At 66.7% G+C, this 19,437-nt stretch carries 17 protein-coding genes and 2 tRNA genes; 7 read left to right on the top strand and 12 right to left on the bottom strand.

Annotation, left to right across the window (positions count from 1 at the left end):
* The gene (locus ASG74_RS04325; RefSeq protein ID WP_082569490.1) at positions 1-1,344 is read right to left on the bottom strand and encodes an MFS transporter; all 1,344 of its coding nucleotides are present in this window, start codon (positions 1,342-1,344) and stop codon (positions 1-3) included.
* Between the two features lie 120 nt (positions 1,345-1,464).
* Here ASG74_RS04325 and ASG74_RS04330 point away from each other — a divergent pair.
* Positions 1,465-1,537 (top strand) — tRNA-Thr (locus ASG74_RS04330).
* 175 nt (positions 1,538-1,712) lie between these two features.
* Here ASG74_RS04330 and ASG74_RS04335 read toward each other — a convergent pair.
* Positions 1,713-1,799 (bottom strand) — tRNA-Asp (locus ASG74_RS04335).
* A 62-nt stretch (positions 1,800-1,861) separates the two neighbouring features.
* The gene (locus ASG74_RS04340) at positions 1,862-2,422 is read right to left on the bottom strand and encodes a hypothetical protein (protein ID WP_056139283.1); all 561 of its coding nucleotides are present in this window, start codon (positions 2,420-2,422) and stop codon (positions 1,862-1,864) included.
* Positions 2,423-2,890: 468 nt separating this feature from the next.
* Here ASG74_RS04340 and ASG74_RS16835 point away from each other — a divergent pair, with 468 nt between their 5' ends.
* Positions 2,891-3,358, top strand: a complete 468-nt coding sequence (locus ASG74_RS16835; RefSeq protein ID WP_235498801.1) for an IS110 family transposase — start codon at positions 2,891-2,893, stop codon at positions 3,356-3,358.
* Between the two features lie 592 nt (positions 3,359-3,950).
* Here ASG74_RS16835 and ASG74_RS04355 read toward each other — a convergent pair.
* Positions 3,951-4,523: a class I SAM-dependent methyltransferase gene (locus ASG74_RS04355; RefSeq protein ID WP_056139289.1), complete on the bottom strand. Its 573-nt coding sequence runs from the start codon at positions 4,521-4,523 to the stop codon at positions 3,951-3,953.
* 191 nt (positions 4,524-4,714) lie between these two features.
* On the opposite strand from ASG74_RS04355, the gene ASG74_RS17095 reads away from it, so the two are divergent.
* Positions 4,715-4,948 carry a hypothetical protein gene (locus tag ASG74_RS17095; protein ID WP_156465272.1) on the top strand — a complete coding sequence of 78 codons (234 nt, stop codon included), beginning with the start codon at positions 4,715-4,717 and terminating at the stop codon, positions 4,946-4,948.
* Between the two features lie 46 nt (positions 4,949-4,994).
* On the opposite strand, the gene ASG74_RS04360 is transcribed toward ASG74_RS17095, so the two are convergent.
* Positions 4,995-5,381, bottom strand: a complete 387-nt coding sequence (locus ASG74_RS04360) for a hypothetical protein (protein ID WP_056139292.1) — start codon at positions 5,379-5,381, stop codon at positions 4,995-4,997.
* Positions 5,382-5,548: 167 nt separating this feature from the next.
* On the opposite strand from ASG74_RS04360, the gene ASG74_RS04365 reads away from it, so the two are divergent.
* Positions 5,549-5,782 carry a hypothetical protein gene (locus ASG74_RS04365; RefSeq protein WP_156465273.1) on the top strand — a complete coding sequence of 78 codons (234 nt, stop codon included), beginning with the start codon at positions 5,549-5,551 and terminating at the stop codon, positions 5,780-5,782.
* 114 nt (positions 5,783-5,896) lie between these two features.
* On the opposite strand, the gene ASG74_RS04370 is transcribed toward ASG74_RS04365, so the two are convergent.
* Complete coding sequence (locus ASG74_RS04370) at positions 5,897-8,680, bottom strand: DUF4365 domain-containing protein (RefSeq protein WP_082569491.1); 2,784 nt, start codon at positions 8,678-8,680, stop codon at positions 5,897-5,899.
* A gap of 279 nt (positions 8,681-8,959) precedes the next feature.
* Between ASG74_RS04370 and ASG74_RS04375 the strand changes: the two genes are divergently transcribed.
* Both ASG74_RS04375 and ASG74_RS04380 read left to right on the top strand, forming a co-directional pair.
* Positions 8,960-10,906 carry an ATP-binding protein gene (locus ASG74_RS04375; protein WP_162252778.1) on the top strand — a complete coding sequence of 649 codons (1,947 nt, stop codon included), beginning with the start codon at positions 8,960-8,962 and terminating at the stop codon, positions 10,904-10,906.
* 376 nt (positions 10,907-11,282) lie between these two features.
* Positions 11,283-11,537, top strand: a complete 255-nt coding sequence (locus tag ASG74_RS04380; RefSeq protein WP_056139300.1) for an acyl-CoA-binding protein — start codon at positions 11,283-11,285, stop codon at positions 11,535-11,537.
* A gap of 20 nt (positions 11,538-11,557) precedes the next feature.
* Here the strand turns inward: ASG74_RS04380 and ASG74_RS04385 are convergent, their stop codons facing one another.
* The 6 genes from ASG74_RS04385 to ASG74_RS04410 all read right to left on the bottom strand — a co-directional run bounded on the left by ASG74_RS04385 (position 11,558) and on the right by ASG74_RS04410 (position 18,056).
* Positions 11,558-12,316, bottom strand: a complete 759-nt coding sequence (locus ASG74_RS04385; RefSeq protein WP_056139302.1) for a lysophospholipid acyltransferase family protein — start codon at positions 12,314-12,316, stop codon at positions 11,558-11,560.
* Positions 12,317-12,365: 49 nt separating this feature from the next.
* Complete coding sequence (locus tag ASG74_RS17855) at positions 12,366-13,055, bottom strand: transglycosylase family protein (RefSeq protein WP_056139304.1); 690 nt, start codon at positions 13,053-13,055, stop codon at positions 12,366-12,368.
* 225 nt (positions 13,056-13,280) lie between these two features.
* Entirely contained in the window at positions 13,281-13,982 is a 702-nt protein-coding gene (locus ASG74_RS04395) for a transglycosylase family protein (protein WP_056139305.1), read from the bottom strand.
* Positions 13,983-14,114: 132 nt separating this feature from the next.
* Positions 14,115-15,569 (bottom strand): threonine/serine ThrE exporter family protein, encoded by a 1,455-nt coding sequence (locus ASG74_RS04400; protein ID WP_156465274.1) that lies wholly within the window; start codon positions 15,567-15,569, stop codon positions 14,115-14,117.
* The gene (locus ASG74_RS04405) at positions 15,566-17,308 is read right to left on the bottom strand and encodes a protein kinase domain-containing protein (RefSeq protein WP_056139309.1); all 1,743 of its coding nucleotides are present in this window, start codon (positions 17,306-17,308) and stop codon (positions 15,566-15,568) included. The genes ASG74_RS04400 and ASG74_RS04405 overlap by 4 nt, the downstream gene beginning before the upstream one ends.
* Positions 17,309-17,627: 319 nt before the next feature.
* Positions 17,628-18,056 carry a CBS domain-containing protein gene (locus ASG74_RS04410; protein ID WP_056139311.1) on the bottom strand — a complete coding sequence of 143 codons (429 nt, stop codon included), beginning with the start codon at positions 18,054-18,056 and terminating at the stop codon, positions 17,628-17,630.
* A 212-nt stretch (positions 18,057-18,268) separates the two neighbouring features.
* On the opposite strand from ASG74_RS04410, the gene ASG74_RS04415 reads away from it, so the two are divergent.
* Positions 18,269-19,375: an ABC transporter ATP-binding protein gene (locus tag ASG74_RS04415; RefSeq protein ID WP_056139313.1), complete on the top strand. Its 1,107-nt coding sequence runs from the start codon at positions 18,269-18,271 to the stop codon at positions 19,373-19,375.
* Positions 19,376-19,437: the final 62 nt, after the last annotated feature.

A 19,437-nucleotide genomic window follows, 5' to 3' on the forward strand; every position in this document is an offset into this window, starting at 1 on the left:
TCAGTCGGGGTCGCGCGAGATCCCGGGCAGCAGCGTGTCGCCACCCCGCAACGCGTCCAGGGCGCCGGGGTGCTCGTCGATGTAGTCCAGGCCCTTGTGGCGGTATCTCCAGATCTGCACGGCTCCGAGCCCCCACAGGAGGAACTGCACCGACATGGCAATCTTGAAGTCTGTGAGCGTGTAGGTGCCCGGACCGCCGGGCGCGAGCTGGTCGAGGATGAGCCCGACGAGCGCCATCGTCACGAGGGAGGCGAAGAAGCCGCCGATGTTGATGACACCCGTCGCCCGCCCCAGCCGGTCCGAGGGGTGGAAGCTGCGGGCCAGGTCGAAGCCGACCATGGAGCCGGGGCCGCCGAACCCCACGATGCAGACCAGCAGCACGAGCAGCGGTAGGGGTGCGCGGCCGGGCCAGGCGATCACCGCGGCCCACACGAGCGCGATGGCACCGACGATGCACAGGACGATCTGCGACCGCCGGTAGGGCAGCCGCCCGGTGAGGCTGCCGACGAGCGGCCCCGCCACCATCGAGGAGACGGTGAGGGTGATGAGCAGACCTCCGGCGACGGCGGGGCGAAGCCCCTGCCCCTCGACGAGGAACGGGTAGCCCCACAGCATCGTGAAGACCGTTGCCCCGAACTGCCCGGTGAAGTGGATCCACATGCCCAGCCGCGTGCCGGGGTTGCCCCACACCTCGGCGAGCGTGCGTCGCAGGGCCCGCACCTTGATCTTCTCGACGGCCTCGCCGGTGTAGGGCGAGTCCTTGACCACGAGGACGAGGCCGACGAGCAGCAGGGAGCCGGCCCCCGCGGCGATGGAGAAGGTGCGGTCCCAGCCCCAGCGGTCGAGCGCGATAGCCAGCGGAGTCGCCGCGGCCACCGCCCCGAGCTGTCCCACCACACCGCTGAGCTGGGTGATGACCGGAGCCTGCTTGACGTGGAACCACAGGGCGACGAGCCGCAGCATGCTCGTGAAGATCATCGCGTCACCGATGCCCAGGAGAACGCGCGCGGCCAGCCCCATCTCGAAGCTGTGCGAGACGGCGAACCACAGCTGGCCCACCGTCATGAGGACCAGCCCGATGATGAGCAGGAGGCGCGAGCCGAAGCGGTCGAGGAGCACGCCCACGGGGATCTGCATCCCGGCATACACGACGAGCTGGACGACCGTGAACGTCGCGAGCTGCGACGCGGAGATGTCGAAGCGCTCCGCGGCGACCAGACCCGCGACGCCCAGGCTCGTGCGGTGGAAGACGGCGACGGTGTAGACCGCCAGCGCGACCGCCCAGATGACCCAGGCGCGCCGGCGGCCGATGTCGTGCACCTGGCGTCGAAGGGGGCGAGTCACCGCTCGATCCTAGGGAGAACCGGCGTATGCCGTGTGCACCGTCCGCGCACCGCGTCCGTCGTCCGCGGTTGTGCAGGTAAAGTGCGGGGCGCCGTCGGGGGCGCATGCTCGCCGACGTGCGCTGGCGTGGCGCAATTGGTAGCGCACCTGTCTTGTAAACAGGTGGTTGAGAGTTCGAGTCTCTTCGCCAGCTCTCCACGTATGCGCAGGTCGGGGTGCGTTTCTGCCTCGGCGCGACCGTCGAGCCGACCGGTGTGCAGGTCCGTTTCAGGTCCGTTAGCCCCGTGACCGACTCACAAAGTCCCTGCCGCGCGGTCGTGGAGTTCCGCGCGGAACTCCCGTAGCATCGAGTACGTACTAATTGAAGATGGTGCCCCGGACGGGACTCGAACCCGTATGCCCTACCAGGCGGCAGATTGACAGTCTGCTGTGTCTTCCAGTTCCACCACCGGGGCCGTCTAGGAGCCCCGGTTGCTCGCGAGGTGACACTCACGGTGCGCCGGGGCTCTGCCTTTGGTCAGCCGTCCATGTCACGCTCCTGGCCCCATGACGGCACGGTGCCCCAGTCCACGGGCTCGGGGTCCTCGTCGGGCGTCGACTCATCCTCTTCTGCGTCGAGCCCGTCCGGCTGCGCTTCGGGAGTCGCGAGTGCGGCCCGGTATCGTCCGCGCCCCACCTTCTCGATCTCCTCGCGCTTCGCCAGCCGGAGCAGAGCCGTTCCGAGCGCGTTGCGGCGGTTCTCGGCGTCAGTCTCCCAACCACGCTCGTTCATTTCGAGCAGGAGCGTTTCGACCCTCCATACGCGAGTGGGGTCCTCCGCGAGGATCGCGAGCACGAGCGGGTTGGTGCCTCGGTCTTCAAGGTCCTCTGCCGGAGGGCGCTTCACTCCCACCTTCAGTGTCGATGTCGCGGACATGCCGACCCCCACAGGATGGTCATCCGCCGATTCGCCCTCTAACGCCGCGATGGCCCTATTGAGCCGCTGCAGATGCTGCCACCGCTCGTCGGCCGCAAGCTGGGCCTGCAGCGCGTCGCGGGCCTCGCGAACCATGGCGAGCATGTTGTCGAAGTCGGTCATGAAGCCAGTATGAACGCCAAACCGTCTCGGTGCAACCACTAACCCGCGCGGGTGTGTTTTGAGCGTTAGCCACTCCGCGCTTCCGTCCTACATGGATGTCATTCGCTACGCGTAGACGACTGGCTTGTGCACAGCCTGTCCACACATCCGTCCACAGGCGTCTGTGGACAACGCGCCTGTGGTGTCGGCGTCGTGTGCTAAACGCCGCTCGCGCGGTCGAGCGGGTGGGGCGCGTCGTCCTCTGACGGGATGAACTCGGCGTACACGTCATAGGTGATCCGGTAGGACCCGTGACCCAGTGACCGAATCGGCGATGGGGCGAAGGCTGACCTGGCGGTACCGCGTGACGGCCCGCGCCGAGTCCAAGAGCACGTCTGGGATGCCGTGCTTGGCGAGCTGGACGATATCGACGTAGTCGCGCCAGCTTTGACCGAAGTTCTACGAATTCTTGAAATGAGGTGATCTGACATGGCAACCACGGCCGAGCCGGTGGTCGACCTGGAACGGATCTACACCCGGAAGAAGGCCGCGGACAAAGAGCTCAAGGACCTCGTCGCGGCGACCAGGACCTCCCTGCTGGGCCTGCACGGCATCGGCCCCTCCGGCGCCGCCCGGCTCCTGGTCGAGGTCGGTGACCTGTCCCGCTTCCCTGACCGCAACCACTTCGCGTCCTGGACCGGCACCGCCCCCATCGACGCCTCCTCCGGCGACCAGGTGCGCCACCGCCTCTCCCGCGGCGGAAACCGTCAGATCAACCGGGTGCTGCACATCATGGCCACCGTCGAACTGCGCACCCCCCCACCGAAGGACGCGCCTACTTCGACCGGAAGAAAGCCGTCGGCAAGACCTCGATGGAAGCCATGCGCTGCCTCAAACGACGGCTGTCCGACCTCGTCTACCGCACGATGCTCGGCGACTACACCGCCAGCAAAATGACGGGCCCGGGAGGGCAACGGGGCAACGACTCTGACTCCAGCGCGACCGGCTCACAACCCCACACCGGCACTTCGGACAAGCCACTTCCCGGACCCGCCAACACCAAGCCTACGACCACCCTGCCAAGGGCCTCTTGACACAGAAAGGAGCCATGTGCGGAAACCTAGTGTTACCCCTGCTCGAGCCAGACACCCTCTTGAAAGGCTCCCCGAGAGGCACGCTTCCGGGCCGCCGCCCCTTGGACGTCGCTGAGATCCCATCCCATCATGTCGCTGACTGCCATCAACACCTCGTACACGTCGGCAGCCTCCTCGATTCGTTGAGCGAAGGCAGCTTCCCGCAACTCCACAGATTCCTCGACAAGCTTCGCTAGCAGCGCGTCCATGAGCGCAGGTCCGGTCACAGCGGACACCACTGGCTCTAGTCCCTTGGCTCGCATGATCTGCGAATGAGGTCACGCACAAGCTTGCCCACCGTTACCCCTTTCACCTAGGCCTTCGGCGGCGCTGCTGCTTCTGTCTGCCGCCCAAGGCGTCCGAGATGGATGACAACCCGGGTACGGCATGGGAGTGCTCTTAACCCGTCTGCGTTCTCAGTTCCGGCTGACCAGCAGATAGCGCTCGTCTTCGATCTCCTTGCCCCAGTACACCGCATCAGGCATGGGAAGCACGGTCACCTCAGTGCGAGCTGTCTGGACGATGCGCTCAGCCTCAACAGCCGTCAGGCCGGCCCCCGTAGCCCACCTGCCCTCGACGAGCACGACCCTGCCGCCCGGAACGAGAAGGGCCATCCATCTGGCGACAGCAGCCTCCGGGTCATGCATCGCCCACAGCACGTGCCGGCACAGCACCACGTCGTAGGTGGCCGGTTCGAGCCCCGGATCGGAGGCGTCACCGACCACGAAGGTGGCCTGGGGAACCTTTGCTCGCGCCCGCTTAATCATTTCCGGCGACAAGTCAAGCCCGTCGACGGCATAACCCTCGTCCGTGAGCAACCGCGTCAGGGTGCCGGTACCGCAGCCAAGATCAGCTATCCGAGCGGGGGCAGCTGGTAGGACATCAAGCAGCAGGTCGCGCCACGCTGCACGGGTACTCGGGTCTGCCAGACCGTGGTCCGGCTCATCATCGAAGGAAGCCGCCTCGCGGTCCCAGAGCTCTTGAGACATGCCCCAAACCCTAGGGTGGTGCTCCACCACAGCAGAAAAGCGCTGTAGATCGAGAGTGGCTGGCCGGTGGGTCCCATTCGACCCTCCGTACGAGTGAACAGCGGCATGTGCGGACGTGTCCTGACCGGACATTGTCGCGGTAACCACGGTTGCCCGACTTCGCCTTGAGACTGGGCCTAGGCTCCTGACTTGTGAGCGAATCGGCCCTCAGGGCGATCATCTGGATCGTGGCGTTCCTACCGGTGGCGCTGTTCACCGCAATCGTCTTCGACCGCGTAAGTGACACGCTGCCGATCGGCAGCGCAACGCGTTCGTTCTTCATCCTGGGTTTGCTGGCTACGACGGCGCTAGCCGCCGCGACCATTCGACGCGCACTCCACAGCAGCGTCGATCGACGACGTCGGCCCAGAATAACGGGAGCGTAGGACTTCACCGCCCTGCGGCATGACAGGACGTATCGAGGCTCCTGCTTCAGGGAGCAGTAACCCTCAGGATCTGGGCGAGCACTCGGCCCAGCGCGTGGCCGTCCTTGGGTCCGTCGCCTGTGAGTTGCACGAGCACGTCGTCAGGCTCCAAGCCCTCCACACTGAAGCGCGCTTCACCGCTCGCAGGGTCGAGGTAGATCCAGTAGTCGATGCAAGGCGGCGGCCATTGATCCTGCCCGTAGGAGTCGATGATCCCGCTGTCGGGGTAGCGATCCGCGAAGAGAAGGGGCTCGGCCTCCCACAGCAGGGCCGAAACGCGACCGTTGGGGTCCGACATCACCTGACGGACGAACCCGACGTTCGCTAACTCGCAAATGGGGTCGCAGACCGCGCACACGGACTGAGCCCAAGCTTGGTCCAAGACGGTTGCCATGCGATCAAAGTAGTGTCCAAGCACCAAGGGGCCGTGGGAGTGCACCCGGCGACGAGCGCGGTTGGCGGCAAATTCGGTTAACGCCCCACGCTGATGAGCGTGCGCGATGCGGTGCGCCTCTATGGGGACGAAGGAGCCACGGAGCCATCGTGGCCTACGCTCTAATCGTGGACGGCGGGCCGATGCGAGCGATCACCTGGCTGCTGTCCTTCGTGCCCGTGGCCGCATTCACGTTTCTCGTCCTCGAGAGGATGAGCGACACGTTGCCCCCGGACAGCGCGGAACGATCCGTCTTTCTCCTTGGCTTGATGGTCGTGACCTTGCTGGCCGCCGCAACCCTGAAGCGAGCTCTGACCGACCTGCTCCGCCGCTGGCGTGCACCCGACAAGTCCAACCACTGAGGGGCCGCCCCCGTCGCGGCAGAGGCGTGCGTACGGGTCCGTTGCCTTTGCCCGCGGGCTCTCGCTCGGGGTCAGGGCGGTTCCTGCATTCGCCACCGGGTAAGTGCGTCTCGGTCAATCGTCCTTGACGAAACGTGCTCGGATGACCGCGGACGGATGGTTCCGCAGTGCCGCGTCGAGGTCGGCCAGTTTCTCGTCCGGATAGGCGGCGAGACCCTGGGCGATGCCGTCGACGAGCGCGCAACCGTTCTCCTGCATTAAGGCGCTGCGGATAATAGCGAAGGCCCGGTCGCGATCTGCCGGAAATCGGTGGGCGTGCTCGACGATGCTGAAGCCGGCCTGTGCACGAACGATGGGGTTCTCGTCGACGACAGTTGTCGCGAGGAACGGGAGTTTGCGTTCAGAGTTCCAGGCGCCAAGGGTCCGGACGAACCCGACCGGGTTGTTTCGGCGCTCGGCCAGTAGGAGTGATTCGACTTCGAGGTCAGGGATGGTGCCGGCGGCGATGCGCAGGTGGGCGACTGCGGCGCCGAACTCGTTGCGGCCGCCGCCGAAAGTAAAACCGAACGATGTTCCGCGCAGGTCAGGGGCCAGCTTTCGGAGCTTTCGCTGCACATGCGGCGGAAGCGTCTGGAAGCGACTGGCGAGCCTGCGAATGGCGCGCTGCTGTTGGGTCTGTTCGATGACGCACGCCTCTAGGGCGTCGGTGACCTCTTTCCAAAGCTTGGTGTCATTGCTTTGGAGGGCCGCCAGCGTGAGGTCGTCGAGCTGGTCGCTGACATACCCGGTCATCTTTCTGGTGCCGTCCTTGCCGCGGGCATCGTGAACCATGGTTCTGACGGTGCGCGCGGCGCTGCGACCGAAAGCGATGAAGTCATCGTGTTTGGTGGACCCAGCGACCAGGAGTGATCGAACCGCATTGTTGTTGCCAGCGTCCGCGTGGCGGCGCAACTCGGCAACGGCAGCGGCATGGCTGGGAGCGATGGCTTCGAGCAAGTCGATGCCGTAGTGGTCGTCACGTGCCTTTGCGGCCTTCAGGAGCCGGTTGAGGCGGGCGCCACCGAGGTCGGGTGTCGCGAGTGCATTGGCGACGCGCACGAGGGAGTCAGCTACCGAATCGTCGCAGGTGGCGAACTCGGCAGCGATGAGGTTGGCGACCTCTCTATGGGAAGTATTGGTGGCTGCTTTCAGGAGACGGCCAAGTGCGGTGTCGACTTCACCCCACCGGTAGGTCCAGGCGCTTCCGTGGACGCGCACCCCTCCCTCGGTGTGAAGCAGATCGAGGATCCGCCGGATGACATGGTCTGCGGCCTTGGTGTCCAAGAGGTCGCCGGCCTCGGAGAGCACGCCCATGATTGGTCCTTCTTCGCGCTTGGACCAGGGCCGGTACGCGTAGATGTGTACGAGCCCGTTGAGCGGTTCAACAGGCTCGTCCATCCACATCTTCCGGGTTGCATTCTTCGCGGCCTTCTTCTCGCCGACGAAGACGAGCGAACGGAGCGCTTCGATGAGCTGGCTGGGGTCGTCGCTGGAGGTGAACGTCAGGTGGGCGTTCATTGTGGTGAGGTGGCGCCAGGAGCTCCAACCTCCGCTCACCGCAGCATTCCAGGCGACGACCGCGAGGTCAGCGCGGGCCGTGCTATCGATGAACTGGATGGATCTGTTGTCAGTCCACCCTTCGAATCGGAGCCTGAGGTCCTTCTCGAGGGCCCAGTTGACGTCCTGCGCTCGCCACCAGTTCCCCGCGTTGTCCTGGGCGGTGATGGTGGCTTCGATGTCGCCAGCGGCGAAGCCGGCGACCGAGTAGAGGATGGAGGCGGCGCCGCCACGGATGGCGCTGACCGAGAGGTCGCCCTCAAGAGACTTCAGAGCTACCAAGGCCCTTTTCGCGGCTGCTGCGGCCTCGGCTGGCCGGTCAAGCTCGAGGAGGAAAGCGGACTGGTGGACGCTGAGCCAGCCGCGGTCGGCCGGTCTGGTCGCCTTGCTGGGTACCACGGTCGGGAGCGCTTCGGTGGGTTTGTCGCTGGCGTAGGTGGCGCAGGCGTGGAGGACGAGGCAAGCATCGCGTTCGAAGCGGTGGCGTGCGTCCTGGGCGAGCTGTATGAAGCGGACGCTGGCGCCTTGGGTGACGAGCTCGTGGAGTGCGTGGACGAATCGCCAGCCCCAGTCCTTGTGGAACTCCCACTCTTCGGTCTTGGGACACTGGCCCTGGTGGCCGCGGTAGGCGAGTTCGGAGTACCGGTTCCGCATGACCATGGCTGCGGCTTCTTCGAAGGTGAGTTCCTCGATGTTCTTGTTCGGATGAGGTGCGACCAAGCGGGGCAGGATGAGGGCGTTTCTGAGGCGGTCGGCAGGTCCGAGCTCGCTGAGGCTGCCGCTCCATACTGCGCCCTCGAGGTCGTACTTGCGGCGCGAGACCGCAATCTTGGTAAGCGTCTCAGCGTTGTCTGCGTCGACCTTTTGAGCCGCCGGGACAAAGATCTTGCGGCCCTTGCCGGTCGGGACGATAGCGTCGCCGGTGACCTCGGCCCAGTAAGCGATCTGGTTCTCGGTGTCGACGAGGACCAGCAGGTACGGAAGGCCAAACGACAGCCAGTGGTCGAAGTGATATGTGTCGGATTCGGCGAACCACCATCCGGGTTGTCCCTTCCGTTTGTTGGTGGGCTTCAGGTACTCACTGTCGCTCCCCTTAACCTGCATGAACACGGGTGCGCCGAGATCCCACGCGTCGCCCTTCTCTTCGGGGGCGGCAGTGTCGCGAGCGAATGTGACGAGATCCGTGCCGATGTCCTCGCTGAGCTTCACCGGGGGAGCCCAGCCGATGTCGGCAAAGATGACGGCGGCTTTGAGCTCCCCTCGGGAGCCTGTCGTTTTGGTGGGATGCACTGGCGTGGTCATTGGGCCAGTGGAGCAGATCGGACGCGTCTGCGTCGCGCTCTGATGTTCTGACGCTGGCGTGCGTCACCTTGGTGGTGCGACGCGACCCCCGATGGACTAGCGCGCTCATCGGCACGACCGCGCGGATCGCGGCATGTCCGGAAGTTCATCGGCCACCTACTCCTAACCGATGCGGCGTGCGCCTACGTCATGGGCAACTCTACCCAGCCCGCGCTGAGCGCTGCTGCATGTATCTTGACGATCCATGGGCGCAGCACTACGGCTTTCGGAGGGGGACTTGTGAGGATCACGAGGGTTGAGATCGCGAAGTGGCGAAATCTCGAAGGGGTTGAGTTCGACGTCTTCCCCGAGGCACGGGTTGTTTGCCTCGTGGGCGAGAACGGGTCAGGCAAGAGCACCGGTCTCGAACTGCTCTCGTTCGTGGCGCACAATTTGGGGATCAGTTCGGGATTCGAGTCATCGCGCGGGGATCCCCGAAGCGAACCGCACGACTTCAGAATCACCGCCTTAGTCCCTCTAAACATTCAAAATGCGGTCAATGAGCAGTTTTCATCCTCACTTCCCGATGGAGGATGGAACGGCTTGCTCGAGTATCGAGCAGCCAAGGACGACGAAGTCGGCGTCGTCGAACAGACGACGGCGCTGGGAATCGACGACGTGGGGATAAGCACTCAGGTCGCGCAAACCGCAATCACTACTTTCCGCGCGCAGTTGGGCACGCAGCACCTTTACCTAGACGCGGACCGCGCCTACCCACCGATGCAGATTCAGCCGCACCAGTACAACGAGATCCTGTCGCATGATTGGACTTCGGAGGCCTTCACCAAGCAGTTCTCCTTTCGCCCCACTCGAACCCTCTATGAGGAGTGGCACAAGTACTTCATCGCTTTGGAGGAGAGGGTTTCGGGCGCGCATGTCGCCGCAATCCGGGAATCCCGAGCGACGAACTCCGCTGCACCCGAGTTCGTGGACCCGTTCGATGACTATTCAAGTGCCGTACAAGAGTTGTTGCCGCACTTGCGGTTCGTCGGGGTGGAGGGGTCCGGCACCTTCCGCACGATCCTTTTCGATAGCGCGGGCCTGAAGATTCCCTTCTCCAAGTTGAGCGGCGGGGAACGTGAGATAGCGTTCCTTATAGGACAGATTGATCGATTCGGTTTGCGCCAAGGGCTGCTGATGATCGATGAGCCGGAGCTGCATCTAAATCCTGACTTACTACGAACATGGGTCGCCTACCTGCGAGACAGCGTCCAGGACGGGCAAGTCTGGTTGGCGACACACTCGTTGGAGGCAGTCGAGGTTGCGGGGCCGGAAGCGTCGTTTGTCTTCGAGAAGGACGTCGCAGATCGCGTAACGAGGCGCGTTACGGCTCTCGTTGGACGCCCGGCCGTAGCGGCTCTGTCCGCAGCGATCGGCGCCCCAGCGTTCTCCATCTCGAAACTTCGTTTTGTCTTCGTCGAGGGAGATAGGCAAAGTCGCGAGCGTGAGCGCTTCTACGACCTCTGCGGGGACCCCAACCTCAACAGATTCATTGAAGGAGGGAGCTGTCACGAGGTGCTGCGACGCCTCGCTCACGTGACAGAGTTGGCAGCGGAAACAGGGGAACAGTTGAGGGTGGGGGGCGTTCTTGATCGAGACTTTCGATCGGTCGACGAGGCGACCCTGCTGGGGGCCAACGAAGGCGCATACGTCCTCGAGTGCCATGAAATCGAGAACCTGTTTCTGCATCCTCCAGCTATAGACGCGATCACCGCTCGAGGGGGTGGTGGCGAGACACGATCAGGTGTCGAAATAGTGCGAGATGCGGCCGATTCTTTCGCGGGACTGTGGATTGCTCAGTGCGCGGATAGCAAATTGCCTGAACTCGACATGACCCCCAAGGGTGCTTTGAGTGAACTGAGTGGGCTTGCGAGATCCGCGTTGCAGCCCATTTGGGTTGCAAAGCGGGATGCTAGCGCGAGCCACTTTGCCTCTCATGACGAGCAAACCTTGTGGGCGCAGGCGCTTGACGGCGCTTTCACAGAATTCGAGGAACGCAGATCCGCGCAGGAATGGTGGTCCGAATGCCTCGGTAAGCAGACTGCAAAGACGGTTTCACAGATTCTCGGATTCGCGAATGTTTCTGTGTTCCAAGCCAACGTCTTGCAACTCTGGAATAACGGCGACATTGCAGTGCCACAGAGCCTGCAGAGCCTCAGGACGTACGTCGATGGGCTAACGAGCTAGCGGTCGCCAGGGGGCCAGTTCGATGCACTCTCTACCCAGCGCGAGTGGTCCGCTCATCGGCATGTGCGAGCGTTGTCGAAGGTCAGGTGCAGCGTGACGCTCTCCTAATGTTGGGGACTCCCCCGGGGGACGCAGGTCGCGGAACGTGGAGTTAGCGACAACTGTTGACAGAGATGGTCATGGCTCATCGCACAGGGATCGCACGGCAACGGAGCGGCGACCAAACCGTCCTGGCGTTTGCGCAGGTCAACGACGGTTTTCGGAGTCCCGTCAGCGCGAGGCTTGTCAACAGGTGGTTGAGAGTTCGAGTCTCTTCGCCAGCTCCACTCCCCTGTGGCGATCGGCCCGGTCACGTCGCCGCGCTAGCCTGAGCCCCATGGCTGGCACGGATTTCGAGAAGGCTGTCGAGAGTGTCGGGACGCTCACCAAGGACCCCGGCAACGACACCAAACTGAGGCTCTACGCCCTCTACAAGCAGGCGACCCTCGGTGATGCGGACGGCAGGCGACCCGGCTTCACCAACCCGGTCGGCCGGGCGAAGTACGACGCTTGGGCCAAGCTCACCGGAACCTCTCGCGAGCAGGCCGAGGCCGACTACGTCGCCGAGGCGAACAGGTTGACCGGCGCCTGACCGGCGGCCGAGCGGATCGCTCAGGCGTCCTCGGCGCGGGGGACGCCGAACTCATGGAGCGCCTCGGTGCCGCGCAGCTCCTCGACGAGGTCGATGAGCCGGCCCATGACCTCGTCAGAGGCTCGGCGCACGGCCGCCTCGTCGACAGGTGCGCCAGCACCCACGAGGGACCGCACGTCGATCGCCTCGCCCACAAGGACCTTCACCTCGGGCGGCAGCGCAACGTTGCGCAGCGTGCGCAGCAGGTTCCCGCGCAGCCCCACGACCTCCTGGACGCCGTGCATCGCGATGGGGAGGATGGGCGCACCGGTCCTCAGGGCGAGGCGCACCGCGCCGGTCTTGGACCGCTCGGGCCAGTGCTCTGGGTCGCGGGTGATGCGGCCCTCGGGGAAGAGACCCACCGCCTCCCCGGCGGCGAGGGCCTGCGCCGCGGCATCCAGGGCCTCGGCCGCCGAGGCCGATCCGCGGTGCACCGGGATGAAGCCGAGCCGGCGCACCACCGGACCGAGAAGCGGGTTCCTGAAGACTCCGGCCGTCGCCAGCAGGCGCAACGAACGCCCGAGGTCTCGGCACGCGATCGCCAGGAGCACGCCGTCGGCATAGCTCGTGTGGTTGGCCACGACGATGAGCGGGCCAGTGGGCAGCTGACGGGCCACCGACCTGCGGCCCACCTGCCGGGCCGCCTCGAGGCGGGCGACGCTCGCGACCACACCCCCGGCCGCGGCGGCGAGGGCGCCGTAGAGCAGCGCTCCGCCTCGACCCGGGTGTCTCCAGCTCATGGACGCCAAGGCTAGCGACGTGGCGCCCGACGTGGTCCGGGTCGGGCGCTCAGCCGAAGAGGTTGTTGAGGTAGCGCTGCAACGCGGCCGTGGTCTTGGGACCCCACGAGCCGTCCTGCTCGGCGCCGACCGTGCCCTGCAGGGCCCTGGTGGTCATCGGACCGATGTTGCCGTCGGGCTCGGACCCGACCTTGCTCTGCAGCTTCTTGATGTCGCTGGTGGACCAGTAGGCGTCCACGCTGCCGCCGACCCACATCTCGACGCCCCTGCGCGTCATCGGGCCCTTGTCACCGTCAACGGTGAGCGGGAAGCCCGTGCGCACGGCGTCGCGCGACACGGTCACGTCCAGCCCGTTCTCGAGGGTGAGCCCGGCACGGACGCTGCACACCGGCCAGGCGCCGGGACCCTGGGACCGCAGGACGTTCTGGGCGATCTCGATCTGCTGGGGCTTGGTCGCCCGGTCGGCCGTGGGGGCATACCGTCCTCCGCCGAAGCCGGTCCACGTCGATGCCGAGAACTGGAGGCCGCCGTAGTAGCCGTTGCCCGTGTTGATCGACCAGTTGCCGCCGCTCTCGCACGCCGCCACCCTGTCCCACACAGTTTCGGTCGCGCCTGCGCCGGTGGCCAGGCCGAGCACCGCCGCGGAGGCCACGGTGGCAAGAAGGGTGGTGCCGACGACTGCGCGGCGCACGGGCCGGCGTCGAGTCGGCGCAGTGGGGAACTCCGGGGCGAAGAGCATGGCAGGGGACCTTTTCGTCAGGGGACGAAAAGGGACGCTACGTCACATCTGTCACAAATTTCAATGCTGCCACAGAACTACACAACTGTAACTTCAACCCCACGCGTTCTGCAAGCACGGGCGCCGGCGTGTCGTGGCGGTGTCACCACCCGTAGCCGCTTGCACCCACATCGACGACGGGCGGATGCGGCATCTGCCACATCCGCCCGTCCAGAGCGCTGGGGATCAGCGCCTGTTGAGGTAGCGCTGGAGTGCAGCCGTGGTCTTGGGACCCCAAGAGCCGTCCTGGGCGGACCCGACGATCCGCTGCAGCTTCTTGACGTCCGCCCCGCTGAGCTGACCGTTGACGGAACCACCGACCTTGCGCTCGAGCAGGCGGGTGTCGGCGCGACCGATCGAGGAGTTCACCGACCCGCCGACCCACCGCTCGATCGCCGCGCGGGTCCTGGGGCCCTTCTGGCCGTCGACGACGAGCTTGGTCGTGCGCACCGCAGTGCGAGAGGCGACGGAGGGCGCCGCGGTCGCGACTCCCCCCACCGCTGCGCCGTTGGTGCGGGTCAGCCCAGCACGAACGCTGCACACCGGCCAGGCGCCGGGGCCCTGAACCTTGAGGACGTTCTGGGCGATGGTGATCTGCTGGGCCTTGGTCGCGCGGTTGGCCGTCGTCGCGTAGCGCTGGCCGCCGAAGGCCGCCCACGTCGAGTAGCTGAACTGGAGGCCGCCGTAGTAGCCGTTGCCCGTGTTGATCGACCAGTTGCCGCCGCTCTCGCAGGCGGCGACGCGGTCCCACACCGTCCCGCTGGCAGAGGCGGGCTGGGCCATCGCGGTGGCTCCAGCGACGGTCGCCGCCGAGACGACGGCCACACCGGCCAGTCGACGACGAACGGGTGCGGACTTCGGGGCAGCATGCTTCGGGCTGTAGAACATCGGCGGGTCCTTGGGAGTGGGGGAAGGCCCGCAGGGGTTCGGGCCAAGCCTCGACCGTACAGACACCGCCGCAAGGTCACAAGATGATCACGGAAATTCACCGACCCGTGAATGTTGGCGGAGAGCGAGGAGTCAGACCCGCACCCTGCGCCGCACCCGAGCGACCCGCCGGTCCCAGGGCGAGGCGATGATCTCGCCGAGGATCGCACCTGTGGCGATGGCGAGCAGCACGCCCGCGGCACCGAGAAGGGTGGCCACACCGGCCTGGAACGACAGCGTCCCGATCTCCGTGGCGTTCTGGCCGACCAGCTCATAGAGGCCCCGGAAGATCGTGAGCCCAGGGAGCAGTCCGAAGCTCGCAGGCACGACGACGACCATGGCCGGGGCTCCGAGGCGCAGCGCAACCAGGCGGCCGACGAGGCCGAGGGCGACGGCTGCGAGACCTGTCGCCGTCACCGCACCGACGTCGAAGAGCCGGGTCAGCACGGCATACACACCACTCGCGGCGACCGCCAGCAGGGCGGTCGGCAGCACCAGTCGGTGCCGGGTCTGCATCGTCACGGCTCCCGAGGCACCCACGATGAAGGCACCGAGGAGTGCGGCCCACCACTCCGCTTGGCTCATGCGGAGGTCAAGCACGGACGGGGAGATGAAGCTGAAGGAGAGTGCGTCCGTGAGCTTGATCGTCGCGCCCAGCGCCACCGCGACTCCGATGATGAGGCCGGTGAGTGAGACCGTCACCGCCAGGAGCCGGCCGGCGCCCGTCACGGCGTAGCCGGAGATGACGTCCTCGACGGCGGAGGCCATCGTCCGCCCCGGCAGGAGGGCCACGATCCCACCGGCAACGATGAAGGCAAAGTCCCTGCCCCCCAACGGGATCCACCCTTGGGCCCCCAGCGCGTAGGCGGCCCAGGCCAGTGAGGTGGCGACGAAGGCGCTCACCGCGTTCGAGTAGAAGTCGGGCAGATGCATCGGATGGACGGCCCGCTCGACGGCTGACACCGCCAGCACGACGAGCACGGTGACACCGGCGGTGAACAGCGTGGATCCGATCATCACGGCAACGGCTGCCGCAAGCACGGAGGTCGCGGCGGTCACGGCCCAGTCGGGCCAGATGCGCCGCACCCTCTTGATGTCCCTGAGCTGCTCGGCGGCCTCGGGGAGCTCGACGTGACCACTGACGAGGGCATCGACGAGCTCATGGACCGCGACAAGCCGGGCGTAGTCGTGCCGCGACGACCGCACCACCCGCAGCTCGGTCACGGCATGCACGGCGTCGACGTGGGCGTGCACGAGGAGGGACTGGAGCGTGATGTCGATCTCGACGTCGTTGAGCCCGGCAGCAGCACACACCGCAGCGACCGACCCCTCGACCTGAGGCGCACCGGCGCCGCAGCGCAGCATGAGCTCACCGAGGCGGACGGCGAGGTCGAGCGCCTCCCGCACCCGGGCCTCCTCGGCCGCCTCGATGGCGACCCGGGCGTTGCGGTAGGGCGTGCGCCGCAGGAGGTCGACCAGTGGCATGGGCTCGGTCGGTGGGCCACCCTCGAGGCGCCAGGCCCGGCGGCGTCGGTCCTTCTCGCTCACGGCAGGTGCAGCTGTCGGGCCCAGGAAGTGCCGGTCGGCCACCACGAGGGCTCACCGTTGACGACTCCGGCCGCTGCGACCGCACCGGCCGCGACGAGCAGGAGCAGGACCACGACCCGGCTGGCACTCACCCCCGGGCTGGTCCCTCGCACGATGCTGCGAGTGCCACGACGCAGGCTGGCGCCACCGGGTCCCCACCACGCCATGAGGCCGGCGAGGAGCCCAGCCGCGGCGAGAGGGAGGAACCGGTCGGGCTCCGGAGAACCGGTCCCCTGGACCGCGACGACGGCCAGGGCCGCGCAGAAGGCGCCCGAGAGCGCGATGAGCGCCGGCATGAGGGCGCCGAAGACGGAGGCCAGCACTTCGAGGACGAGGTGCCACGGGCCGGTGATGACGGCGACCGGGATGTCACTTCGCCGCTGGCCCTTGTCGTGACGACGCATGATCAGTGAGGTCACCGACCGGTCCGTCGTGCGGGCGAGCACGGTCCAGAGGAACAGTCCCGCGGCGGCGACGACCGGCGTCGCTGCTGCTGCCGCGACGAGGACCGCCAGCAGCGCGGCGACCGTGCCGCTGCGGCTCGGCCGTCCGATGCGTGGGTCGACCGGTGGCGGCCCTCCCTCCAACAGGCCCCAGTCGTCCTCCCCCGGGTTCTGAGGCGGGTATGCCGTCCGGTCCGGCTGTCCTGTAGGCATGCCGTCCGGGGCCGGCGGAGGCAGCATCGGCGCCGTCTGCGGCAGGACCGCAGGTGCCACGCCGCGTGCCGCAGGGAGCGGAGAGGGCTGGGCACCGTTGCGGGACAACGGCATGACGGAGGTTCGCGGCATCTGCATGGTCTGCGTGGATGCTGTGGACGCGCTGGGCCGAGGAGGTCGGCGCACCTTGATGACGTCGGTGACGCGTCCTCCGTGGGCGTAGCGCTCCAGGGCCGCCACGACGTCCCGCTGGTGGGGCCGCTCGTGCGGAACCGGAGCCAGAGCGGCATACAGCAGGGGTGCAATGCGCTTGTCGACACCGGTGAGGTCGGGCTCTCCCGATGTCACCCGCGTGAGGATCGCGTCCATCGGGCCACGCCCGAAGGGCGGGCGCCCGGACGCGGCGAACGCCAGGGTCGCGGCCCAGCCCCACCAGTCGGTCGCAGTCGAGACGGGGTCACCCTCGATGACCTCGGGCGCCAGGTAGCCGGGCGTGCCCATGACGAGGCCCGTCATCGTCAGCCGGACATCGTCAGCGACGTGCGCGATGCCGAAGTCGATGACGACCGGGTCACCGTCGACGATGAGGACGTTGCCGGGCTTGAGGTCGCGGTGGATGACGTCGCTGGCGTGGATGACGTCGAGTGCCTCAGCGAGTCCACGGCCCAGGCGGTGCAGGTCGGCGGGGCCCATCGGACCCTGCACGTCGACGACGTCGTCGAGCGGCGGGCCGGGAACGTAGCGGGTGACGATGAACGGGCGGTCACCCTCGACGTCGGCGTCGATGACCGGCGCCACGTGCGGGCTGCGGATACGTCGCAGCGTCTCGACCTCGCGCGCGAGCCGGGCGCGGGCCGCGGGGTCGTGCGCCACGTGCGGGCGCAGCACCTTGATGGCCACGGCCTTGCCGTGACGGTCGAGCCCCAGGTGCACCACGCCCATGCCGCCCTCACCGAGCCGCTGGACGAGCCGGTACGAGCCGAGCAGGAAGTGCGCGGAGAGGCCGTCCCTCCCCGCGGGATCGTCCAGGACTTCGGCGGTCATGGCCCCCACGGTATGCCGTGAGGCTGGGCGCCGCCGGTCCGAACCACCGTGGGTGGCGCGATTCCTGTGCGGCTGGTGTGACTGGTGGGTCCCACGTCCCAGTGAGGACCATGCGGGTCGGGGCCTCTGCGACGGGTCGCACCCCCTGGAGCCACCGACCCCTCACGCAGGCCCCGACCGCTGCCCCGACGCGAGTGAGGGTAGAGCCGCTTGTCGACGGAGCAACGGTTGCCGGTGAGCGGCCCCGGGGCCGGGTGGGCAACCAGGTCTCACCAGGTGTCGACGCCGTTGCGACGAGGCACTGCAGGAGGTCGGGCGACTACTGCTGGATGTAGGCAGTCAGCTGGTCGCGCTCCGCCTGGAGGTCGGTCATCCGGTGCTTGACCACGTCACCGATGCTGACGATCGCGCGCAGCTGACCGTCGACGACGACCGGCACGTGACGGAAGCGGTTCTCCGTCATCGTGTGCTCGAGCTCCGCGAGCTCGTCCTCGGGGCGACAGGTCTGCACCTCGCTCGTCATGATCGACGACACCGGCTGGTCGAGCACGGCGGCACCGACCTTCTGGAGGTGGCGGACGATGTCACGCTCACTGACGATGCCATCGACGCTCCGCCCGTCGTCGCTCACCACGACAGCGCCGATGCGATGCTCGGACAGCAGGTCGAGGAGGGCGGTGACACTGGCGTCGGAGCGCACCGTGATGACGGTGTCTCCCTTGCGCTTCACGACATCGGAGATCCTCATGCACTGACGGTAGTGCTCCGCGCAGAACCGCGCCAGACTTCGGCGCCTTGGCCCGAAAAGCCCACGCGCCGCGGACGGCGCGGCCCGCAGCGTGACAGGAGCGGACGGCATACGGCATGCTGGACGAACCGTGCACACCGATGTGTGCGGGATTTTCCCTTTACAACGGATCGTCCGGCACGTTCCTGCCGGTGAAGGAAGGCAAAGACGCCATGGCAACTGTCAAGTTCGACGAGTCCACCCGGATCTACCCCGGCAACGACAGCCCCTCGGTCGACCGACTGAACATCGATGTCCAGGACGGCGAGTTCCTCGTCCTCGTCGGTCCCTCGGGCAGCGGCAAGTCGACCGCACTACGCATGCTGGCTGGCCTCGAAGAGGTCAACGGCGGCAAGATCTGGATCGGTGACCGCGACGTCACCAACCTGTCCCCCAAGGACCGCGACGTCGCCATGGTCTTCCAGAACTACGCGCTCTACCCGCACATGTCCGTCGCCGACAACATGGGCTTCGCGCTCAAGATCGCCGGTGTCGACAAGGCCGAGATCCGCAAGCGCGTCGAGGAGGCCGCCAAGATCCTCGACCTCGAGCCCTACCTCGAGCGCAAGCCCAAGGCCCTCTCGGGTGGTCAGCGCCAGCGCGTGGCCATGGGACGCGCGATCGTCCGTTCGCCCCAGGTGTTCCTCATGGACGAGCCGCTGTCCAACCTCGACGCCAAGCTCCGTGTCCAGACTCGCACCCAGATCGCTTCTCTCCAGAGGCGACTGGGCGTCACCACGGTCTACGTCACTCACGACCAGGTCGAGGCCATGACCATGGGTGACCGCATCGCGGTGCTCAAGGACGGCATCCTCCAGCAGGTCGCCACGCCCCGCGAGATGTACGACTCCCCGGCCAACGTCTTCGTCGCCGGCTTCATCGGCTCGCCCGCGATGAACCTCATCAGCGTCCCCGTCGCCGACGGCGGCGTGAAGTTCGGCTCGCACACCCTGGAGGTCCCGCGCGACTCCCTCAAGGGTGCCGGGTCCAACGCGATCGTCGGGGTCCGCCCCGAGGACGTCGAGGTCACCACCGACGGCCAGGGCCTCGAGATCACGGTCGACGTCGTCGAGGAGCTCGGCGCCGACGCCTACGTCTACGGCACCCCCAGCGACGAGTCGATCAGCCTCGAGGGCGGCGAGGACACCATCGCCAAGCCCTTCATCGCCCGGGTCGACGGACGCCGCGTCCCGCGCAAGGGCGACAAGATCTGGGTCCAGCCCAACGCGAGCCACATGCACGTGTTCAACGCCGAGTCCGGTGCCCGCCTGAGCAGCTGACCCACCACCTCTCAACCCCCGGGGGTGCCAAGAGCGCTGTATGCCGCGCACTTGGCACCCCT

Origin of the sequence: Knoellia sp. Soil729 (genome assembly GCF_001427985.1) — a bacterium.
Taxonomy (GTDB): Bacteria; Actinomycetota; Actinomycetes; order Actinomycetales; family Dermatophilaceae; genus Knoellia.

What these genes read in the sequence shown, in the direction of transcription:
- ASG74_RS04340 (WP_056139283.1), bottom strand. Translation starts at nt 2,422, where the DNA reads ATGACCGACTTCGACAACATGCTCGCCATGGTTCGCGAGGCCCGCGAC.
- ASG74_RS16835 (WP_235498801.1), top strand. Translation starts at nt 2,891, where the DNA reads ATGGCAACCACGGCCGAGCCGGTGGTCGACCTGGAACGGATCTACACC.
- ASG74_RS04395 (WP_056139305.1), bottom strand. Translation starts at nt 13,982, where the DNA reads ATGTTCTACAGCCCGAAGCATGCTGCCCCGAAGTCCGCACCCGTTCGT.
- ASG74_RS04385 (WP_056139302.1), bottom strand. Translation starts at nt 12,316, where the DNA reads ATGAGCTGGAGACACCCGGGTCGAGGCGGAGCGCTGCTCTACGGCGCC.
- ASG74_RS04410 (WP_056139311.1), bottom strand. Translation starts at nt 18,056, where the DNA reads ATGAGGATCTCCGATGTCGTGAAGCGCAAGGGAGACACCGTCATCACG.
- ASG74_RS04405 (WP_056139309.1), bottom strand. Translation starts at nt 17,308, where the DNA reads ATGACCGCCGAAGTCCTGGACGATCCCGCGGGGAGGGACGGCCTCTCC.
- ASG74_RS04415 (WP_056139313.1), top strand. Translation starts at nt 18,269, where the DNA reads ATGGCAACTGTCAAGTTCGACGAGTCCACCCGGATCTACCCCGGCAAC.
- ASG74_RS04360 (WP_056139292.1), bottom strand. Translation starts at nt 5,381, where the DNA reads ATGGCAACCGTCTTGGACCAAGCTTGGGCTCAGTCCGTGTGCGCGGTC.
- ASG74_RS04355 (WP_056139289.1), bottom strand. Translation starts at nt 4,523, where the DNA reads ATGTCTCAAGAGCTCTGGGACCGCGAGGCGGCTTCCTTCGATGATGAG.
- ASG74_RS04370 (WP_082569491.1), bottom strand. Translation starts at nt 8,680, where the DNA reads ATGACCACGCCAGTGCATCCCACCAAAACGACAGGCTCCCGAGGGGAG.
- ASG74_RS04380 (WP_056139300.1), top strand. Translation starts at nt 11,283, where the DNA reads ATGGCTGGCACGGATTTCGAGAAGGCTGTCGAGAGTGTCGGGACGCTC.
- ASG74_RS17855 (WP_056139304.1), bottom strand. Translation starts at nt 13,055, where the DNA reads ATGCTCTTCGCCCCGGAGTTCCCCACTGCGCCGACTCGACGCCGGCCC.